The 18,212-nt window shown below is 66.4% G+C and carries 18 protein-coding genes; 7 read left to right on the top strand and 11 right to left on the bottom strand.

Features of this window, described 5'->3' with window-relative positions:
• Window positions 1–40: 40 nt before the first annotated feature.
• The 3 genes from ACMX2H_RS13530 to pdhA are packed head-to-tail and all read right to left on the bottom strand — an operon-like array spanning window position 41 to window position 3,939.
• Window positions 41–1,702 (bottom strand): dihydrolipoamide acetyltransferase family protein, encoded by a 1,662-nt coding sequence (locus ACMX2H_RS13530; RefSeq protein ID WP_414961017.1) that lies wholly within the window; start codon window positions 1,700–1,702, stop codon window positions 41–43.
• A 2-nt stretch (window positions 1,703–1,704) separates the two neighbouring features.
• Window positions 1,705–2,754: an alpha-ketoacid dehydrogenase subunit beta gene (locus ACMX2H_RS13525; RefSeq protein ID WP_136785863.1), complete on the bottom strand. Its 1,050-nt coding sequence runs from the start codon at window positions 2,752–2,754 to the stop codon at window positions 1,705–1,707.
• A 24-nt stretch (window positions 2,755–2,778) separates the two neighbouring features.
• Entirely contained in the window at window positions 2,779–3,939 is a 1,161-nt protein-coding gene (gene pdhA, locus ACMX2H_RS13520; RefSeq protein WP_414961014.1) for a pyruvate dehydrogenase (acetyl-transferring) E1 component subunit alpha, read from the bottom strand.
• 230 nt (window positions 3,940–4,169) lie between these two features.
• Between pdhA and ACMX2H_RS13515 the strand changes: the two genes are divergently transcribed.
• A complete protein-coding gene (locus ACMX2H_RS13515; protein WP_414961012.1) occupies window positions 4,170–4,631 on the top strand; it encodes an Lrp/AsnC family transcriptional regulator in 462 nt (153 codons plus the stop codon).
• Window positions 4,632–4,669: 38 nt separating this feature from the next.
• On the opposite strand, the gene ACMX2H_RS13510 is transcribed toward ACMX2H_RS13515, so the two are convergent.
• The 8 genes from ACMX2H_RS13510 to paaA form a co-directional block, all read right to left on the bottom strand.
• Window positions 4,670–5,305: a dihydrofolate reductase family protein gene (locus ACMX2H_RS13510; RefSeq protein ID WP_414961010.1), complete on the bottom strand. Its 636-nt coding sequence runs from the start codon at window positions 5,303–5,305 to the stop codon at window positions 4,670–4,672.
• Window positions 5,306–5,408: 103 nt separating this feature from the next.
• Window positions 5,409–6,389 (bottom strand): 2-hydroxyacid dehydrogenase, encoded by a 981-nt coding sequence (locus tag ACMX2H_RS13505; protein WP_414961008.1) that lies wholly within the window; start codon window positions 6,387–6,389, stop codon window positions 5,409–5,411.
• A gap of 46 nt (window positions 6,390–6,435) precedes the next feature.
• A complete protein-coding gene (locus tag ACMX2H_RS13500) occupies window positions 6,436–7,203 on the bottom strand; it encodes an enoyl-CoA hydratase/isomerase family protein (RefSeq protein ID WP_414961042.1) in 768 nt (255 codons plus the stop codon).
• Between the two features lie 296 nt (window positions 7,204–7,499).
• Complete coding sequence (gene paaE / locus ACMX2H_RS13495) at window positions 7,500–8,654, bottom strand: 1,2-phenylacetyl-CoA epoxidase subunit PaaE (protein WP_414961006.1); 1,155 nt, start codon at window positions 8,652–8,654, stop codon at window positions 7,500–7,502.
• Window positions 8,655–9,191: a 1,2-phenylacetyl-CoA epoxidase subunit PaaD gene (gene paaD, locus ACMX2H_RS13490; RefSeq protein WP_414961004.1), complete on the bottom strand. Its 537-nt coding sequence runs from the start codon at window positions 9,189–9,191 to the stop codon at window positions 8,655–8,657.
• Between the two features lie 51 nt (window positions 9,192–9,242).
• On the bottom strand, window positions 9,243–10,070 hold the full coding sequence (gene paaC, locus ACMX2H_RS13485) for a 1,2-phenylacetyl-CoA epoxidase subunit PaaC (RefSeq protein WP_414961002.1): 828 nt from the start codon (window positions 10,068–10,070) through the stop codon (window positions 9,243–9,245).
• Window positions 10,067–10,399, bottom strand: coding sequence for a 1,2-phenylacetyl-CoA epoxidase subunit PaaB (paaB, locus tag ACMX2H_RS13480; protein ID WP_136785856.1), 333 nt, complete (start codon window positions 10,397–10,399; stop codon window positions 10,067–10,069). Before paaB ends, paaC begins: the two co-directional genes overlap by 4 nt.
• Window positions 10,400–10,423: 24 nt before the next feature.
• Window positions 10,424–11,416, bottom strand: a complete 993-nt coding sequence (gene paaA / locus ACMX2H_RS13475) for a 1,2-phenylacetyl-CoA epoxidase subunit PaaA (RefSeq protein ID WP_414961001.1) — start codon at window positions 11,414–11,416, stop codon at window positions 10,424–10,426.
• A 574-nt stretch (window positions 11,417–11,990) separates the two neighbouring features.
• Here paaA and ACMX2H_RS13470 point away from each other — a divergent pair.
• The 6 genes from ACMX2H_RS13470 to ACMX2H_RS13445 all read left to right on the top strand — a co-directional run bounded on the left by ACMX2H_RS13470 (window position 11,991) and on the right by ACMX2H_RS13445 (window position 18,105).
• Entirely contained in the window at window positions 11,991–12,335 is a 345-nt protein-coding gene (locus ACMX2H_RS13470) for a PadR family transcriptional regulator (RefSeq protein ID WP_414960999.1), read from the top strand.
• Window positions 12,332–13,054, top strand: a complete 723-nt coding sequence (locus tag ACMX2H_RS13465) for a hypothetical protein (RefSeq protein WP_414960998.1) — start codon at window positions 12,332–12,334, stop codon at window positions 13,052–13,054. The genes ACMX2H_RS13470 and ACMX2H_RS13465 overlap by 4 nt, the downstream gene beginning before the upstream one ends.
• A 74-nt stretch (window positions 13,055–13,128) precedes the next feature.
• A complete protein-coding gene (locus ACMX2H_RS13460; RefSeq protein ID WP_414960996.1) occupies window positions 13,129–15,321 on the top strand; it encodes a S9 family peptidase in 2,193 nt (730 codons plus the stop codon).
• 147 nt (window positions 15,322–15,468) lie between these two features.
• A complete protein-coding gene (locus tag ACMX2H_RS13455; protein WP_414960995.1) occupies window positions 15,469–15,972 on the top strand; it encodes a hotdog fold thioesterase in 504 nt (167 codons plus the stop codon).
• A 61-nt stretch (window positions 15,973–16,033) separates the two neighbouring features.
• On the top strand, window positions 16,034–17,371 hold the full coding sequence (gene paaK / locus ACMX2H_RS13450) for a phenylacetate--CoA ligase PaaK (protein ID WP_414960993.1): 1,338 nt from the start codon (window positions 16,034–16,036) through the stop codon (window positions 17,369–17,371).
• Between the two features lie 104 nt (window positions 17,372–17,475).
• Window positions 17,476–18,105, top strand: coding sequence for a TetR/AcrR family transcriptional regulator (locus ACMX2H_RS13445; protein WP_136785852.1), 630 nt, complete (start codon window positions 17,476–17,478; stop codon window positions 18,103–18,105).
• Window positions 18,106–18,212: the final 107 nt, after the last annotated feature.

The raw sequence follows: 18,212 nt of genomic DNA, 5'->3' as shown, positions 1-18,212 counted from the left end.
GGGACAGCGGTTGCATGTGTCCGGCCTGCGGGGACAGCGGCTACAGGTCCGCCAGCACGCTGCCCGGGTTTTCGATGGCGTCCGCGACGTAGCGCAGGAAGCCGCCGGCCGTGCCGCCGTCGCACACTCGGTGGTCGAAGGCCAGCACCAGTTCGGTGACCTTCCGGACGGCCAGCTCGCCGTTGACCACCCAGGGCTTGTCGATGATCCGGCCGACGCCGAGGATCGCCACCTCGGGGTAGTTGATGATGGCGGCGCTGCCGTCCACGCCGAAGACCCCGTAGTTGTTCAGCGTGAAGGTACCGCTGGTCAGCTCGGCGGGCGTGGCCTTGCCGTCACGCGCGACGGCGGTGAGCCGCCTGATCTCGGTGTCCAGCTGGCGGGCGCTGAGCTTGTGGGCGTTGCGGACGCTCGGCACCATCAACCCGCGGTCGGTCTGGGCGGCGAAGCCAAGGTTGACGCCGTCGAAGCCGACAATCTCCTCGCCTTCCACCCGGGTGTTCAGCTCCGGGTACTTAGCCAGTCCGGCCAGCACGAACCGGGCGATGAAGGCCAGCAGCCCCGGGGTGTTCTCCGGGTCGCGCCGCTTGAGGTCGGCCCGCATCTGCAGCAGCGCGGTGGCATCCACGTCCACCCAGACGGTGGCTTCGGGGATTTCGGTGCGGCTGCGCGACATCGCCTGCGCCACGGTCTTGCGGACGCCCTTCATCGGCGTGCGGGCGGAGATGCCGAGACCGGTGCGGGCGTCGGCGCCGAAGGCCCCTTCGGTGGTCCGGGTCTCCACGCGGGTCTCCACGCGCTCGCTGGCGCTCGCTTGGTCGACCACCGGGGTACGGGCGCCGGCGAGCGCGGCTTCCACGTCCTTGCGCAGGATCATCCCGTCGTCGCCGGTACCGGAGATGTCGGCCAGACGGAGGCCGCCGTCCCGGGCCAGTTTGCGGACCAACGGCGAGATGACCAGTGGCGCCGAGCCGCGGGTCTCCACGCGGGTCTCCACGCGGGTCTCCACGCGCTCGCTGGCGCTCGCTTGGTCGACCACCGGGGCGCTCGCTTGGTCGACCACCGGGGCACTCGACAACGGGGCGCTGTCGGTGGTCGACGGAGGCGCGCCAGCGCCGAGCAGAGACCGGTCGACCACCGGGGCGCCGGTGGTCGACGGAGGCGCGCCAGCGCCGAGCAGAGACCCGGCGACACGGCCGGCCTTGGGCCTGCGGGTGCGCTTGGAGCCGGCCGATCCGCCGGGGGTTCCGTAGCCGATGAGCACGTTGCCGGAACCGGACTCTGCCGATTCGTGATGGGCCGGTTCTTGATGTGCGGGTTCCTTGATGCCGGCACGTTCCTCGTTCCGGTAGGCCTCGCCGTCGGGATGCCCGGCGGCAGGCGGCGCGGAGCTGCCAGAGGCCTCCCCCGCCTGCGGTGCGGATCCCGCGGAACCCGACGCACCGTCGTCGTGCACATAACCCGGCGCATCCACCGAGATCAGCGGTTTGCCCACATCCAGGGTGTCCCCGGCGGCACCGTGCAGCACGGCGACGGTCCCGGCGTAGGGGCTGGGCACCTCCACCATGGACTTGGCGGTCTCCACTTCGGCCACCGGTTGGTCCACGCGGATCTCGTCGCCCACCTTGACCAGCCAGTTGACCAGTTCGGCCTCGGTCAGGCCTTCACCCAGATCCGGCAGCTTGAATACTTGTCGCGTCATGGCTAAGCGTCCTCCCACTGCAGTTCGTCCACGGCGTCCAGGATGCGGTCCACGCTGGGCAGGTAGAAGTGCTCCAGCTTCGGTGCCGGGTACGGAATATCGAAACCGGTCACGCGCAGCACCGGGGCGGCGAGCGAGTGGAAGCAGCGTTCCTGCACGCGTGCCACGATCTCGGAGGCGACCGAGGCAAAACCGGGGGCTTCGGCGACCACGACGGCGCGGCCGGTCTTGCGCACGGAGGCCATTACGGTCTCGTCGTCGAAGGGAACGATGGAGCGGATGTCGATGACCTCCAGCGAGCGGCCTTCCTCGGCGGCGGCTGCCGCGGCCTTCATCACGGTGGGCACGGACGGACCGTAGGTGATCAGCGTGGCGTCGGTTCCGGCGCGGGCGACGACGGCGCGGCCGAATCCTCCTTCCGCAGGCGCTGCAGTGGGCTCAGGTCCGTCGGTCCGGTCCAGCGCCGGGGTACCCCAGCGCGACTGCAGGGCCTCAAGGTCCAGCTGCTCCTTGGAGAAATACAGCTTCTTGGGCTCCAGGAACACCACGGGGTCCGGGAAGCGGATGGCTTCGCGGAGCATGGTGTAGGCGTCTTCCACCGTGGCCGGCGCCACCACGGTCAGCCCGGGAGTGTGCGCGTAGTAGGACTCCGAGGAGTCGCAGTGGTGCTCCACGCCGCCGATGCCGCCGGCATACGGAATCCGGATGACCATCGGCAGCTTGACCTTGCCGCGGGTACGGTTCGGCATCTTGGCCACGTGCGAGACCACCTGCTCGAACGCCGGGTAGGCGAAGGCATCGAACTGCATCTCCACCACCGGGCGCAGGCCGTTCATCGCCATGCCGATGGCCATGCCCATGATGCCGGACTCGGCCAGCGGGGTGTCGAAGCAGCGTTCCTCGCCGAATCGTTTCGTCAGCCCGTCGGTGATGCGGAAAACCCCGCCCAGCGGGCCCACGTCTTCCCCGAAGACGACGACGGAGCCGTCGGCTTCCATTTCATCGGCCAGTGCCGTGTTCAGCGCCTTGGCGAACGTCATTGTTGTGCTCATGGTGTGTCCTTCGGTGGGCGGCGGTCAGGCCGACTCGCGCGAGAGTTCTTCGCGCAGCATGGCGGCCTGCTCGCGCAGCTGGCTGGTCTTTTCGGTGAAGACGAACCGGAACAGGTCCTCCGGGTCCACTTCGGTCTCGGCGTTGAGGCCGTCGCGCATCTGGGCGGCAACCGTCTCGGCCCGGCCGGCGATCTCCTCTTCCAGCTCTTCGGTCAGGACGTTCAGCTCCTTGAGGTAGGCCCGCAGGCGGACCAGCGGGTCCTTGGGCGTCCACTCGGCCACTTCGTCGTCGGTACGGTAGCGGGTGGCGTCGTCGGCGTTGGTGTGCGACTGCATCCGGTACGTGTGTGCCTCCACCAGGGCCGGGCCGCCGCCGTCCCGCGCGCGGTCCACTGCCTTGCCCAGCACGGCCAGCAGGGCGGCGGTATCGTTGCCGTCCACCCGCTCGCCCGGCATGCCGTAGCCGATGGCCTTGTGTGCCAGCGACGGCGCCACGGTCTGCTTGTTCAGCGGAACGGAGATGGCGTACTGGTTGTTCTGCACAAAGAAGACCACGGGCAGGTGGAACACCGCGGCGAAGTTCAGCGCCTCGTGGAAGTCGCCTTCGCTGGTGGCCCCGTCACCGCAGAGCGCGACGACGACGGTGTCCTCGCCTTTGAGTTTGGCCGCGTGGGCCACGCCCACCGCGTGCAGCAACTGGGTGGCCAGCGGCGTGGCCTGGATCGAGACCTTGTGCTCGTACGGGTCGTAGCCGCCGTGCCAGTCGCCCTGCAGCAGGGTGAGGGTCTGCACCGGGTCGACGCCTTTGGCAATCACGGCCACGGTGTCGCGGTAGGTCGGAAACATCCAGTCGTTCCCGCCGATGCAGAGCGCGGAGGCTACCTGGCAGGCTTCCTGCCCGTGCGAGGACGGGTAAACGGCCAGCCGGCCTTGGCGGACCAGAGCGTTGGCCTGGTCGTTGACGCGGCGGCCCACCACCAGCTCGCGGTAGGCCTTCAGCAGGGCGTCGCCGTCGGGCAGCGGGTACTTGTCGTTGTGCACGTGCCGGCCGTCCGGATCCACCAGCTGCACGGGCTCGCCGGAGGGCAGCATGTAGGCCTCGGCGGTGACCGGATCGTCCATGCCGGCGCGGCGGGACGGATCGGCCATCGATCCCTCGATCGGGTTACCGGTTGAGATAGTCATGGTGTCTCCCTCGAAATCCTTGGTCGGCCGCAGCGGTGTTGCCGCTTCAGCCAGGTCGTCCGGCCGTACCGCGGCCGCCTCTGCCTGAAGAAACTGTGTAGCTTTAGTATGAGATTGGGATACTTTTCGTATCCACTTCTCCGGGAAAGCGTGGAAAATTTGCGCAATCAGCCGTACGCTTGGAGACAAATTGTTACTGTGAGCTGGATAACCCCACGAGGTGTAGACGTATGGCAGAGAGCGCCGCGGTGAAAGTCCAGCAGCTGGACGAGATTGACCGTAGGATCCTGGCGGAGCTGACCAAGGACGGCCGGCTTTCGGTCACCGCGGTGGCGGAAAACGTTCACATCTCCCGGGCCCACGCCTATTCGCGGATCTCGCGACTGACCGAAGCCGGTGTCCTGACCAAGTTCACTGCCCTGGTGGACCCGATCAAGGCGGGCCTCAAGGCCTCGGCCTATGTGACGCTGAAGCTGCGGCAGCATTCTTGGCGCGAGTTGCGCGAGGCGCTTCGGGCCATCCCGGAGGTACATCACATCGCCTTGGTCGGCGGGAACTTCGACGTCATCCTGCTGGTCCGCGCGGTGGACAACGTGGATCTGCGCCGGGTCATCTTCGACCAGATCCAGTCGATGCCCGGCATTCTGGACACCCAGACATTCCTGGTCTTCGAAGACCTGGATACCCGCTGAGCCGTGCTCACGGCCTCGTCAGCGGTCGGTCGTTCGTGTTAGCCGCCGTCGTCGCTCCGGCCCGCCACAACCTCGTCCATGTTGCCCGTTTCGACTTCGCCCGCGCGCTCGTAGACCAGCGCCACCGCGCCCTTCTCGAAGGTGCGGGCCGGTCCCACCAGACGGAACGCCGCCGGAATCGTGCCGGAGCCGAAGAGACGTTTGCCGCTGCCCACGGTGAGCGGATAGAGCCACAGGTTCAGGCGATCCACCACGTCCTCGGTGAAGAGCGACTGCAACAGGTCGCCGCTGCCGAAGAGGTGCACCTCGTCATGCCGTTCGCGCAGGTGCGCGGCAGCCATCGCATGGGGCAAGACCGTGGTTCCCGCCCATGACGGCTCGGTGAGTTTGGTGGAGACGACGTACTTCGGCGCCGCGTTGAACTTCGCGGCGATCGGAGAGTCGTCGCCGACATTCGGCCAATACCCGGCGAAGATGTCGTACGTCTTCCGTCCGAGCAGCAGCGCGTCGATGCGGTCGATGACGGCGCCCATCGCCTCTCCGGATTCATCGTCGAAGAACGGCGTTTGCCAGCCGCCATAGCCGAAGCCGTTCTCCGGGTCCTCATCGGTCCCGCCCTTCGCCTGGTAGACACCGTCCAGGGTGAGGAACATGTTGGCCACGATGATGCCCATCGGTCACCCCTCCTCCGGCGCTGGGCGGCTGCCCCGACGCGCCGCCTCCATCGTGCTCGCGCCCCGCCGTGGTTGTCCAGCCCCCGGCCCACCACCGTGGAAGCTAGCTGGAACTATTGCGGAAACACCCCGGCTGCACCAGGTTCTGCGGTGTCTGGCCGGCTGCGACGGCTGCCAATTGATCCTGCAGGAGGCGGACGATCCGCGGTTCGAACGCTGTGGTGTCGCCGCCCAGGTGCGGAGTGATCAGCGCGTTGCCGGCCCGCCACAGCGGGTGGTCCGGTGGCAGGGGCTCGGGGTCGGTGACATCCAGCGCACAGCTCAGCCGGCCGGAGACAACTTCGGCGGTCAAGGCGTCCGTGTCCACCACCGGCCCGCGGGCAACATTGACCACCAGCGCGCCGTCCGGAAGAGCGGCCAGTATTGCGGCGTCGATCAGTCCGTGAGTGGCGTCGGTCAGCGGCGTAATGGCGACCAGGACATCGTGGGACGCGGCAAGCTGCTCCAACTCCCCGGTGCCGTGGATGTGGCCATCGCTGTCGTCCCGGGCATGGGTCCCTACCCGGGTCAACTGCACCTCGAAGGGCTCCAGACGGCGCGCGATTTCCATACCGATGCCGCCCACGCCTACCAGCAGGACCTTCCTATCGGCCAAGGAGAGCCGACGCTCATGGCGCCAGCGGCCCTCTGGCTGGTCTCGAGCGGCTACGTCGATTCCCCGCAGCGAGGCGAGCATCAGGCCGACGGCGAGTTCCGCGGTGGAGGCTGCATGCACGCCGGCGGCGCTGGCGATCGCGACATCCGGACCCACGACGTCGGCGATTCCGTCTACGCCGGTGGTCTGGGCCTGCACCAGCTTCAGGTTTTTCAGCTTGGCCAGGTGCGGGAGGGCGCCTGCCGCATCAGGATACGGCAGCACCACGACGTCGATCTGATCCACCTGCGCCCCGTCCGGTTCGCCGTCGAAATCCCACGGGACGGCCGTGATTCCGGCGGGAAGTGGCCCCAGCGCAGACAACAGTTCGCGGTCCGGGATGGCAACGGTCCAGTCAGCCGACGTTGCGGCGGTCGGTGTGGCGCTCATGGAGCCATCCTGCCAGAGCGGGCGAGCTCTGGCAGGAGCGGGAACCTCAGCCCTTGAAGACCGGCTTGCGCTTCTCCTGGAACGCCTTGAAGCCCTCGGCGTAGTCGTCGCTCTTGCAGAGCCGGCCCTGGGCCGCGTTCTCCTCTTCGGTGGCCAGCCACAGGCCCAGCCGCTGGTCGCGGATGTTGGCCACCAGTTCCTTGGAAGCACGGAATGCACCGGTGGCGCCCTGGGCGACCTTGCCGACGATTCCCCGCGTGGTTTCCAGCAGTTCGTCCGCGGGCATGGCGCGGCTGAACAGCCCTGCCCGGACCGCTTCTTCGCCGCTCATCAGTTCGGCGGTGTAGATCAGGTCCAGGGTGCGGTGCGCGCCGAGTCGCTCGGTGAACAGCCAGTGCCCGCCCGAGTCCAGCGTTGCGCCCAGGTTGGCGAACGGGGAACCGATCTTCGCCGAATCGGCAACGTACACCACGTCCGTGGCGATCAGCAGGCCAAGCCCGACGCCGAGCGCGGCCCCCTGCGCGGCGGCGAACGTGGGTGCGGGGAATTCCGCCATTTTCCGCAGCACCGGGGTGACCACACCGGAGAGGTAGCCGTAGGCATCGTCAGTGGCAGGATCCACCTGCGAGATGTCGCGGCCAGCGCAGAATCCGCGGCCCTCGCCGCGGAGCAACAGGGCACGGACGCCGGCGGCAGCGGCGTCGTCGTACGCCTTGCCCAGATCCACGACTGCCTGCTCGTCCAGGGCGTTCATCTTTCCCGGCGCATTCAGCACCACTTCGGCGACGTTGTCCTCGATGGACAGTTCGATCATGCTCATCCGTAGTTCCTCTCAGGGTGGCGCGGTTACCGGATCTCCGCGCGTTCGCTGGCGCTCACTTGGTCGATCACCGGGGTAGCTCGCAAGCTTGGTCGATCACCGGGGTAGCTCGCAAGCTTGGTCGATCACCGGAAGCCTACGCGCTCATGGTCTCCGCGCGCTCGCTGGCGCTCACTTGGTCGACCACCGATATCGTCAGCTGGCGCCGGTGGTCGACGGAGGCGCGCCAGCGCCGAGTAGAGACCGGTCGACCGCCGGTATCGTCAGCTCGCTTGGTCGATCACCGGTCGTTAGGCGTCGTAGTCGACGGTGATTTCTTTGCTGGTCGGGTGGGTCTGGCACGTGAGCACGTAGCCGCGCTCGATCTCGTCCGGTTCCAGCGCGTAGTTCTCCTCCATGGTGAACGTCCCGGAAACCACCTTGGCACGGCAGGTGCCGCAGACGCCTCCGGCGCACGCGAACGGCACATCGGGGCGTACCCGCAGCGCCGCGTTGAGCACCGACTCGCGGGCGTGCTTCGGCGAGGCGACCTTGCCGGTCAGCCCGTCGAGGGTGAAGGTGATGTCGTAGTTGTCCGCGCTGGGGTCCACCTGTACCGGGCGGCCGATGTTGCCCTGCGGCTTGGTCGGCTCGCCGGTGGAGAACAGTTCGTAGCGGATCTTGTCCGCCGGCACGCCGCGCTCGGCCAAGGTGTCGCGGCACAGCTGCACCAGTTCGTACGGGCCGCAGAGAAACCATTCGTCCACGTCGTCGGTCCGCAACACGCTGTCGAACAGGCTGGTGAGCTTTTCGGCATCGATCCGGCCGGAGAGCAGCGGCGAGATGCGCTGTTCGCGCGAGAGCACATGGTGCAGCGCGAAGCGGGTGGGGTACTTGTCCTTCAGATCCGCCAGCTCCTCCACGAACATCACGTCCATGGCGGCTTTGTTCGCGTACACCAGGTCGAACCTGACGTTTGTGTTGGCGGCAAGCACCGTCCGGGCGATCGAAATCACCGGGGTGATACCGGAGCCGGCGGCGAATGCCACGAAGGTGGCCTCGACGTCGGTATTGATCTGTTCCGGATGGTTGATTTCCGTCATCTGGTGCTTGGAAATGAATGCGCCGGCCGGGCTCATCACGTCCAGCACGTCGCCGGCTTTGAGGTTGTCGTTGGCCCAATTGGAAAACAGGCCGCCGATGTCCCGCTTGATAGCCACGCGGATCTCGCCCGGCTTCGGCTCGGCACAGATGGAGTAGCTGCGGCGGATTTCCTGCTCCTGGAGCGTGGTCCGCAGCGCCACGTACTGTCCCGGCACGTAGTCGAACTGCCCCTGCAGTTCCTCCGGCACGGCAAACGTGACCTCCACGGCCTCGTCGGTGAGCTTGCGGACCTCGGCGACGGACAGCGGGTGGAACGTGCCGCGGCGTTTGGCCGCCGGGGCCTCCGTGGTGGAAGTAGTCATCTAAAGCACCTTGAAGTAGTCGAAGGGTTCGTGGCAGTCATTGCACTGGTACAGCGCCTTGCAGGAGGTGGAGCCGTAGCGGGAGAGCTCGCGCGTGTTGAGCGAATTGCAGCGCGGGCACTTCACGCTCAGCCCCACCTTGACCGGTCCGGTGCGGATCGGTGCGGAGCCCGACGGCGGCGCGATGCCGTATTCGTTCAGCTTCGCTTTGCCTTCGGCAGTCATCCAGTCCGTGGTCCAGGCCGGGGCCAGCACCAGCTTCACGCGGACGTCGGCATACCCCTCGGCTGCCAAAGCGCTGGCGACGTCCTCGCTGATGGCGTCCATCGCAGGGCAGCCGGAGTAGGTCGGGGTGATGGTCACCTCGACAGCCGGCCGGCCGCCGTCGTCGGTTTCATCCAGCACCGACACGGACCGCAGAATTCCGAGGTCCTCGATGGTCAGCACCGGAATCTCGGGATCGCAAACGGTGGCCGCGACGTCCCAGACGCGGGTTTCCTCGGTTTCAGCTGGCCGCTGCGCGGTGTTTGTGGACATGAATTGCTCCGTTGTTCCGAAGAGGACCTGTTCCGAAAGGACCGGCACCTGTTACCAGGTGGCGCCGGGATGTTCGCGGGCCAGCACCTGCATTTCGGCCAGCAGGTAGCCCAAGTGTTCGCTGTGCTTGACGCGGGTCTTGTCCGTCATCGCGGGCTGGACGTCCGGGACCTCCAGGGTGGCCTCGGCAAAAACGGCCGCGATGTAGGCATCGAAGTTTGCCCGCAGTTCCGAGGGCCGCACGGCGATGCCGTCCAGGCGGTCGATCAGGTCGTCGTCCTCGAACAGCTGCTGCACATACGGCCAGACCGAGGTGAAGCCCGCGGCGATGCGGCGGTGCGACTCCTCCGTGCCGTCGCCCAGGCGCACAGTCCACTGCTCGGCGTGGTCGCGGTGGTAGTCCACTTCCTTGACCGCCTTGGCCGCGATGGCCGCCAAGGTTTCGTCCTGTGAATCGACCAGCCGCGAATACAGTTCGTGCTGGTAGGCGGCGATGACCAGCTGGCGGGCAATCGTCCTGCCAAAGTCGCCGTTGGGCTGCTCCACCAGGTAGCTGGAGCGGAACTCGCTCTCGCCGCGCCAGTAGGCCAGATCGTCTTCGGACTTGCCCCAGGCGGAGCCGGCGTAGGTCAGGAAGGACCGGGCGTGGCCGATCTGGTCCAGGGCAATGTTGCCCAGTGCCACATCTTCTTCCAGCTCCGGCGCGCGGGAGATCCACCAGCCCAGGCGCTGGGCCAGGATCAGCGCATCGTCGCCCAAACGCAGTGCGTATTCGGCGACGTCCTCGCTGGCCTTGTTGCCCTCGGTCACCTGCTGCGCGATGTCTTCCGGACGCAGGGCATTGCCCGGGGTGATCCGGGTAGCGCTTTCGCCGCTCACAGGTGCTTCACCCCTTCGCTCTTCGTGTAGTACGTGGCGTGGCGGTAATCCTTGCCCTTGGGCGATTCGAAGAATTCGCCCTTGGCGTCCGGATCGCTGGCCACAATGGCCGACGCCGGCACAACCCACAGCGAAACGCCCTCGTTGCGGCGGGTATACAGGTCCCGGGCATTGCGGACGGCCATCTCGGCGTCCGGAGCGTGCAGCGAACCTGCATGCACGTGGGAGAGCCCGCGCGAAGAGCGGACGAAAACTTCCCACAAAGGCCACGGCTGCTTGTCCGACAATGCCGAGGTCTCCTCGGGCGCCGGTTTGACGGGCTGCGCCATTGAGGTCTGGTCTCCTGTTGCCATTTAGGCCACCTGTGCTTTCTGTGCCTTCTTGGCCGCATAGGCGGCTGCTGCTTCGCGCACCCAGGCGCCGTTCTCATGTGCCTCGCGACGGCGTTCCATCCGCTGTGCATTGCAGGGGCCGCGGCCGGCAAGCACTTCGTAGAATTCATCCCAGTTGAGTTCGCCGTGCTCCCACATGCCGGTTTCCTCGTTGTAACGGATCTCGTCGTCCGGCAGGGTCAGGCCCAGGACCTTGACCTGCTCCTGGATCATGCCGACGAACCGCGAGCGCAGCTCGTCGTTGGAGAAGCGCTTGATGTTCCAGGCCATTGACTGCTGCGAGTTCGGCGAATCGGTGTCGGTCGGGCCGAACATCATCAGCGCCGGGGCATAGAAGCGGTTGACCGCGTCCTGGGCCATCTGCTTCTGGGCCGGGGTGCCGTTGGCCAGTTCCAGCAGGATCTCGAAACCCTGGCGCTGGTGGAAGGACTCTTCCTTGCAGATGCGGACCATCGCGCGGCCGTACGGACCGTAGGAGGCGCGGCAAAGCGGCACCTGGTTGGCGATAGCGGCGCCGTCGACCAGCCAGCCGATGGCGCCCATGTCCGCCCAGCTGTTCGCCGGGTAGTTGAAGATGGAGGAGTACTTGGCCTTGCCCGACATCAACTGCTCATTAAGCACGTGGCGCGGGGTACCCAGCGTCTCGGTGGCCGAGTAGAGGTAGAGCCCGTGGCCCGCCTCGTCCTGCACCTTGGCCATCAGGATGGCCTTGCGCTTCAGGCTGGGGGCGCGCGTGATCCAGTTGGCCTCCGGCTGCATGCCGATGATCTCGGAGTGCGCGTGCTGGGACATCTGCCGGGTCAGCGTCTTGCGGTACTTCTCCGGCATCCAGTCGGCGGGTTCGATCCGGGAATCCTCGGCGATGATCTTGTCAAAGTAGGCCTGTCCGGCCTCGTCCTCAGCGGACGGCACGGCGTGCAACTTCTGGTCGCCGGCGTCGGTCTGCGTTGCCACGATGGTCACCTCACTGTACGTAGTCCGGCCGCGAAATAATTACCGACCGTTCGTTCAGGATATAGGGGCCCCGCAGGAGCGTCAAGGCTGGGATGGAAGCGGCCATGGCACGCCCAGCAAATAGTTACTGTCCTTCGTGAGCACAATCCGCGCCGACACACGATGAAGCCTCCACCGACCTGCGGTGGAGGCTTCATCGTCAACTCGTGAAGAGATGGATCTAGATGGCCGAAGCGATCCAAATGATCAGGGCAATCGCTGCCAGGACGCCCACAATTGTCCAAATGAGGTTGCTTCCACGCATTTGCTTTCTCCCTTCTGTCCAGTTGTCCTCAATACACACGAGAAATGCTCGCGGGGCAAGAGGCAAAACTGCCTGACGACTCCGTGTACCGCCCTGTCCGACCGGCCCCGTCCCTTGCAACTGCGCGGAAAACGGACCGCGCCGGCTGACGAATCGTCCGTTGAAATTGCTCGGTGGCATCCCCCGTGTCAAGACCCACGGGAGGCGATGTGCGCCCTCACCGCCGGATCCCCACTAGACAGACAGACTAGTTAGTGCAACTATCTAGTCATGCAGCAGAAGTCATGGCCCGCCGAATGGATGCGGGGCGTCTTGGGCCTGTGCGTCCTGAAGTCACTGGAGCCAGGTCCCACCTACGGCTACGCCATTGCCACTGCCCTGGAAGCGGCCGGACTTGGCGCGGTGAAGGGCGGCACGCTTTATCCGCTCCTCACCCGGCTGGAATCTGCCGGCTTGGTGACCACCGAGTGGCGGGCGGGCGAAGGCGGGCCGGGCCGCAAGTACTTCCGGCTGACCACCGAAGGCCTGGCCGAACTGGAACGGCAGCAGTCCCAGTGGCGGCTTTTCACCGGCATCGTCCACGCACACCTGAAGAACGAGGAGCAGCAGCCATGACGCAGACACACACCGAACAAGAGTGGCTGGACAAGATGGTCCTGGAACTGCGGCTGCTGAATGTCAGCGGGGTACGGATCGGTGATGCCGCGGCCACCGCCAGCGAGCATCTGGCGGACAGCGGTGAAAGCCCGGAGGAAGCCTTCGGGGATCCGACGGAATATGCCCGCAGCCTGGGATTGGAGCAGCCTGAGCCCACGGGCCTCTTCACCGTCGTCGCGGTCAACCTCGTAGGACTTTTCGGTTTCATGGCGCTGATCACTGCCGCGGGGCCGGCCAGCGAAGGCCAGTCCTTCGAGATCAGCGGATTCCACCTCCTGGTGGCCGCTGCCTTCCTGCTGGTACTGCCGCTGGTTGCCTTCAACCTCCGGACAGTCGTGCGGCTGAAGGCGTGGCAGGCCGCGGCCTTGGGCGCCGCCGTCTGTGCCCTGCTCGTGGTCGCGGGATTGCTGCTCGGCGACGCGGTGGTTGCCGAACTTCCGGCGTTGCCGGTCGCGATCGGCGGCGGTTTGCTGACCCTCGCGACCACGCTCTGGGGACAGTTCTCCCGCCACCTTGACCCCGATCCTGTGCTGGATCCGCGCGCAGCCACAGGCCCAGACCGGGCAGAGTCCGGCCGGAGCGCTGCCTGGATTTCATTCCTGGGCAATTGGTGCCTGGTGATCGGCGCCGTGATCATGGTTCCCGTGGCCGTCTGGCTCCACCGCCTCTCCGGCTGACGCCCGGCGGCTGCGCTCTTCCACCCTCAGCCAAACCAGCCCAGCCGGGCCGGCCCGCTCTATATATTGGTGGCATGACGCACTCCCCCGCCGAAACAGCCAACGTCTCCTCCCCCGCCCGGCTGCCCGAACCGCCGGTGGCCCGCAAGGTTCCCATCGAGCGCTCCCACCACGGCGACACCTTCGTGGACAACTACGAGTGGCTGCGGGACAAGGAGGATCCGGACGTCGTAGCCCACCTGCAGGCGGAAAACGCCTACACGGAAGCCGTGACGGCGCATCAGCAGCCGCTGCGTGAGGCGATCTTCCACGAGATCAAGACCCGTACGCAGGAAACGGACTTGTCCGTCCCGGTACGGAAGGACGGCTGGTGGTACTACGGCCGCATGGAAGAGGGCAAACAGTATGGGATCCAGTGCCGGGTCCGGGCCTCGGACACCGGCGATCGCGCAGCAGACTGGACTCCCCCGCAGGTTGAACCCGGCCAGCCGGTACCCGGCGAGCAGATCCTGCTGGACGGCAATGCGGAAGCGGACGGCAAGCCGTTCTTCTCGCTGGGCGGCTCGGCCGTCACCAAGGACGGCAGGTTGTACGCCTACGCCGCGGATTTCGCCGGCGACGAGCGCTTCACCCTGCGGATCAAGGACCTGGACACCGGCGTACTGCTGGACGACGTCGTGGAGAACGTCTTCTACTCCCTCGCCTTCGACCCCGACGGCAGCCGCGTGTTCTACACCGTGGTGGATGAGTCGTGGCGCCCGTACCAAATCAAGGCGCATACCATCGGCACCTCGGTGGACTCCGACGTCGTGATTTACCAGGAAGACGATCCGGCCATGTGGTTGGGCTTTGAGCTCTCCTCCGACCGCCGTCACTTGGTGATCGGAATCGGATGCTCCGAATACTCCGAAACCCGGCTGCTGGACTTCGCCGAGCCGGATTCCGGACTGCAAACACTGATCCCGCGCAGCGAGCGGGTGCTCTACGATGCCGAGCCGTTCCTGCTGGACGGCGTGCAGAAAGTGCTGCTCACGCACAATAAAGACGCCGTGAACTCGATGGTCTCGCTGGCCGACCTGACTGAATTCTCCCAGCCGCTGGGCGCGCAACACTGGGACACCGTGCTGGAACACGATGACCGGGTGCGGGTCAACGGCGCAGGCGTCACCTCCACGCACGTGGTGCTGTCGATCCGCAAGGACACCATCGAACGTGTCCAGGTACTGCCCCTGGCCGGTCTGGGAACCGACAGCCAGGCAGCCCCGGCGGAACCGAGCTTCGACGAGGAACTGTTTACAGCCGGCGTGGGCGGCTCCGACTACGAGGCACCGGTGATCCGGCTGGCCTACACCTCCTTCCTGACCCCACCCCGGATTTACGACTATGAGCTGGCCACCGGCACGCTGCATCTGCGCAAGGAAACGCCCGTGTTGGGCGGCTACGACCCGGCCGACTACATTGCCGAACGCGAGTGGGCCACGGCGGCCGACGGTACCAACATCCCGCTCTCGGTGATCCGCAGGGCCTCGGTGCAGCGCGACGGCAGCAACCCGGCCCTGGTTTACGCCTACGGCAGCTATGAAGTCAGCATGGATCCGGCCTTCAACACCGCACGGCTCTCGCTGCTGGACCGCGGCGTGGTCTACGTGGTGGCCCACGTGCGCGGCGGCGGCGAGATGGGCCGGCACTGGTACGACGACGGCAAGAAACTGCGCAAGAAAAACACCTTCACCGACTTCGTGGACGCCACCGACTGGCTGGCCGCCTCCGGTTGGGCGGCCCCGGCCCGGATCGCAGCGATGGGCGGTTCGGCCGGCGGCCTGCTCATGGGCGCAATTGCCAACCTGGCGCCGGAGAAGTACGCGGCGATCGTGGCTCAGGTGCCGTTCGTGGACGCCCTGACGTCCATCCTGGATCCAGACCTTCCGCTCTCGGCATTGGAGTGGGAGGAGTGGGGCAACCCGATCACCGATCCGGAGGTATATGCCTACATGAAGTCCTACTCCCCGTACGAGAACGTGCGGGCGGCGGCCTACCCGAAGATCGCTGCAGTAACCAGCTTCAACGACACACGGGTGCTCTACGTCGAGCCGGCCAAATGGGTGGCGGCCCTACGGGAGACCGGAACCGGGTCTGATCCGATTGTGCTCAAGACCGAAATGGAGGCAGGCCACGGCGGCGCCTCCGGACGGTATGAGGCCTGGAAGGACCGGGCGTGGGATTACGCTTACGCCCTCGATGCGATCGGTGCCACCGAACTGGTCTAGCGCCAGCGCGGCGGCGTCTCACGTGTCAGCGGGCGACGCCGGCCCATGCCGTTGGTTTACGCTGCCCGAGCCCTCGGGCCCGTCTTGACTTGAGTCACATTTCAGGATTACCTAATGAACATTCGGTATTAAAAGCAAGGGGCCTCCATGACGGACATCGACGTCGATACTTCCCTCGACAATCCGGCTGACAGTAACGTTCTGCGACCCGGAGAGCGACCCATGCATCCGGCCTTCGTCGACGACCAGGCCGCTCAGTGGATGGGCGTGGAAGTCCTGAAGGCGGAGTTTGGCGACGTCGTCATCCAGATGCGCCTCCGCAAGGAAATGCTCAACGGCTTCGGCATGGCCCAGGGCGGCATGGTGTTCGCCTTCGCCGACGTGGCCTTCGCGCTGGCGTGCAACGACCCGGACGGCGACGGCAGCACCATCACGGTAGCCTCCGGCGTCGACGTGAATTTCCTCAACCCCGGATTCGCCGGCCGACTGCTGACCGCCAACGCCCGGCTGGTCAACCAGACCGGCCGCAGCGGCCTGTATGACATCACCGTCACGCAGGAGAATCCGCACGGCGGCGCTGACGTGCTCCTCGAGTTCCGCGGCCGCTCCCGCACCGTGCCCAACCCTGCACGCAAGCCCTCCACGCCCTGACCCCGCCGCCCACCGCCACCCGCCGAGCACTACAGCCCGACCCGCATCGAAGGACCGTTCCATGACCGCCACCACCGGCACCAAAGCCCGCAAGACCACTCCCGCCGCCGAGGACACCCTCGACCCCGAGGAGCTGATGAGCCGGGACGAACTGGAAGCCCTGCAGCTGCAGCGCCTGCAGCACACCGTCGCCTACGCCTACGAGCGGGTGCCGATGTACAAGAAGAAGTTCGACGACGCCGGCGTGCGGCCCGAAGACCTCAAGGAACTGTCTGACCTGGCCAAGTTCCCGTACACGGACAAGGAAGACCTGCGCCAGGCCTACCCGTTTGGCATGTTCGCCGTGCCGCAGCAGGAAGTGGCGCGCATCCACGCGTCGTCCGGCACCACCGGCCGCGCCACCGTCGTCGGTTACACCCGCAAGGACATCCAGAACTGGGAGACGCTGTTCGCCCGCTCCATCCGCGCCTCCGGCGTGAAGAAGGGCTGGAAGGTCCACAACGCCTACGGCTACGGCCTGTTCACCGGCGGACTCGGCGCCCACTACGGTGCGGAGAAGCTCGGCTGCACGGTGATCCCCATGTCGGGCGGCCAGACAGAGAAGCAGATCCAGCTGATCCAGGACTTCGAACCGGACGCCATCCTCTGCACCCCCACCTACCTGCTGACCATCGTGGACGCGATGGAGCGCGCCGGACTCGACCCGGCCAAGACGTCCCTGAAAGTCGCCGTGCTCGGCGCCGAACCGTGGACCGACGAGATGCGCCACGAGCTGGAGAACAAGCTGGACATCGACGCCTGCGACATCTACGGGCTGTCCGAGGTCATGGGCCCCGGCGTGGCCGGTGAATGCGTGGACTACAAGGACGGCTCCACCATCTGGGAGGACCACTTCCGCCCGGAGATCATCGACCCGCTGACCGACGCGGTGCTGGACGATGGCCAGGCCGGCGAGCTGGTGTTCACCTCGCTGACCAAGGAAGCCATGCCGGTGATCCGCTACCGCACGCACGACCTCACCCGGCTGCTGCCCGGCACCGGCCGCCCGAACATGCGCCGGATCGGCCGGATCACCGGCCGTTCGGATGACATGATCATCCTGCGCGGAGTGAACCTCTTCCCCACCCAGATCGAAGAGATCGCCCTGCGCATCCCCGGCCTGAGCCCGCACTTCCAGCTGGAGATCACCCGGCCCAACCGGATGGACGAGCTGACCGTCAAGATTGAGCGCCGCGAGGACTGCACCGCTGCGATGGCCGTCGAAGCGTCCCGCGAGCTGCAACGGCAAATCAAAATCCACGTGGGCTCCAGCTGCAAGATCGTGGTCGCCGACCCCGGCACCCTGGCCCGTTCCAGCGGAAAGCTGCGCCGGGTCTACGACCTGCGCGACAACGACTGACCGGTCCCGGCAACCTCTTAACCGACGCGCGACGGCGGGTGCCCGGCTTGGCCGGGCACCTGCCGCACGCATTACCGACCTAACGGTCGTGGGAGAATAGAACAATGGTGAAGACAAAGGCCCAGGAGACAGTTCGCCGCGGCCGCCCGGGCTACGACCAGCAGTCGGTGCTGAACGTCGCCGTCGGCGTCTTCAACAAGCACGGCTACGAGGCCACGTCGATGGGCATCCTCGCCGAGAACCTGGGGATCTCCAAGAGCGCCATCTATCACCACGTTCCGTCCAAGGGCGACCTCCTGCGGTTGGCCCTGGAAGAAGCGTTGGGCAGCTTGGAAGCCGTGCTGGAAAACCCGTCGGCTTCCACCGGCCGGGCCGATGCCCGCTTGGAGTACGTGCTGCGCGGCACCGTTCAGGTCCTCTGCGACAAACTCCCCTATGTGACCCTTCTGCTGCGCCTGCGCGGCAACACCGAGATCGAACGTGACGCGTTGGAGCGCCGACGCACGTTCGACCATACCGTCGCCGAATTGGTGGACGCGGCCCGAACGGAAGGGTCGCTCCGCGGAGACATCGACCCGCGGATCACTGCGCGGCTGCTCTTCGGCACCATCAACTCCATCGTCGAATGGTACAAACCGGGCGGTCCGCTGTCGCCGCAGAAGCTCGCCGACGACCTGATCGCCATGGTGTTCGATGGCCTCCATCTGCCCGCCGCGGCCCGCGTGATCGCCTGACCCACGCCCCTCCGTCCCCTCGTGACGACTGGTCCGGCCGGACCGTTTAGGACCCGTTTAATCGGACCAGAAATGCCTGCTGAATTCCCGCTCCGCGCCTGCTAGGC

The sequence above is a fragment of the Arthrobacter sulfonylureivorans genome (assembly GCF_047607445.1).
Lineage (GTDB): Bacteria > Actinomycetota > Actinomycetes > Actinomycetales > Micrococcaceae > Crystallibacter > Crystallibacter sulfonylureivorans_A.
Note: the sequence above shows the minus strand (reverse complement) of the source record. Positions and strands in the feature narration are given on the sequence as shown.

What these genes read in the sequence shown, in the direction of transcription:
- ACMX2H_RS13470 (WP_414960999.1), top strand. Translation starts at nt 11,991, where the DNA reads ATGCAGCAGAAGTCATGGCCCGCCGAATGGATGCGGGGCGTCTTGGGC.
- paaE (WP_414961006.1), bottom strand. Translation starts at nt 8,654, where the DNA reads ATGACTACTTCCACCACGGAGGCCCCGGCGGCCAAACGCCGCGGCACG.
- ACMX2H_RS13445 (WP_136785852.1), top strand. Translation starts at nt 17,476, where the DNA reads ATGGTGAAGACAAAGGCCCAGGAGACAGTTCGCCGCGGCCGCCCGGGC.
- ACMX2H_RS13510 (WP_414961010.1), bottom strand. Translation starts at nt 5,305, where the DNA reads ATGGGCATCATCGTGGCCAACATGTTCCTCACCCTGGACGGTGTCTAC.
- ACMX2H_RS13505 (WP_414961008.1), bottom strand. Translation starts at nt 6,389, where the DNA reads ATGAGCGCCACACCGACCGCCGCAACGTCGGCTGACTGGACCGTTGCC.
- ACMX2H_RS13465 (WP_414960998.1), top strand. Translation starts at nt 12,332, where the DNA reads ATGACGCAGACACACACCGAACAAGAGTGGCTGGACAAGATGGTCCTG.
- paaD (WP_414961004.1), bottom strand. Translation starts at nt 9,191, where the DNA reads ATGTCCACAAACACCGCGCAGCGGCCAGCTGAAACCGAGGAAACCCGC.
- ACMX2H_RS13455 (WP_414960995.1), top strand. Translation starts at nt 15,469, where the DNA reads ATGACGGACATCGACGTCGATACTTCCCTCGACAATCCGGCTGACAGT.
- ACMX2H_RS13500 (WP_414961042.1), bottom strand. Translation starts at nt 7,203, where the DNA reads ATGATCGAACTGTCCATCGAGGACAACGTCGCCGAAGTGGTGCTGAAT.
- ACMX2H_RS13515 (WP_414961012.1), top strand. Translation starts at nt 4,170, where the DNA reads ATGGCAGAGAGCGCCGCGGTGAAAGTCCAGCAGCTGGACGAGATTGAC.
- ACMX2H_RS13525 (WP_136785863.1), bottom strand. Translation starts at nt 2,754, where the DNA reads ATGAGCACAACAATGACGTTCGCCAAGGCGCTGAACACGGCACTGGCC.
- ACMX2H_RS13530 (WP_414961017.1), bottom strand. Translation starts at nt 1,702, where the DNA reads ATGACGCGACAAGTATTCAAGCTGCCGGATCTGGGTGAAGGCCTGACC.
- paaB (WP_136785856.1), bottom strand. Translation starts at nt 10,399, where the DNA reads ATGGCGCAGCCCGTCAAACCGGCGCCCGAGGAGACCTCGGCATTGTCG.
- paaK (WP_414960993.1), top strand. Translation starts at nt 16,034, where the DNA reads ATGACCGCCACCACCGGCACCAAAGCCCGCAAGACCACTCCCGCCGCC.
- ACMX2H_RS13460 (WP_414960996.1), top strand. Translation starts at nt 13,129, where the DNA reads ATGACGCACTCCCCCGCCGAAACAGCCAACGTCTCCTCCCCCGCCCGG.
- pdhA (WP_414961014.1), bottom strand. Translation starts at nt 3,939, where the DNA reads ATGACTATCTCAACCGGTAACCCGATCGAGGGATCGATGGCCGATCCG.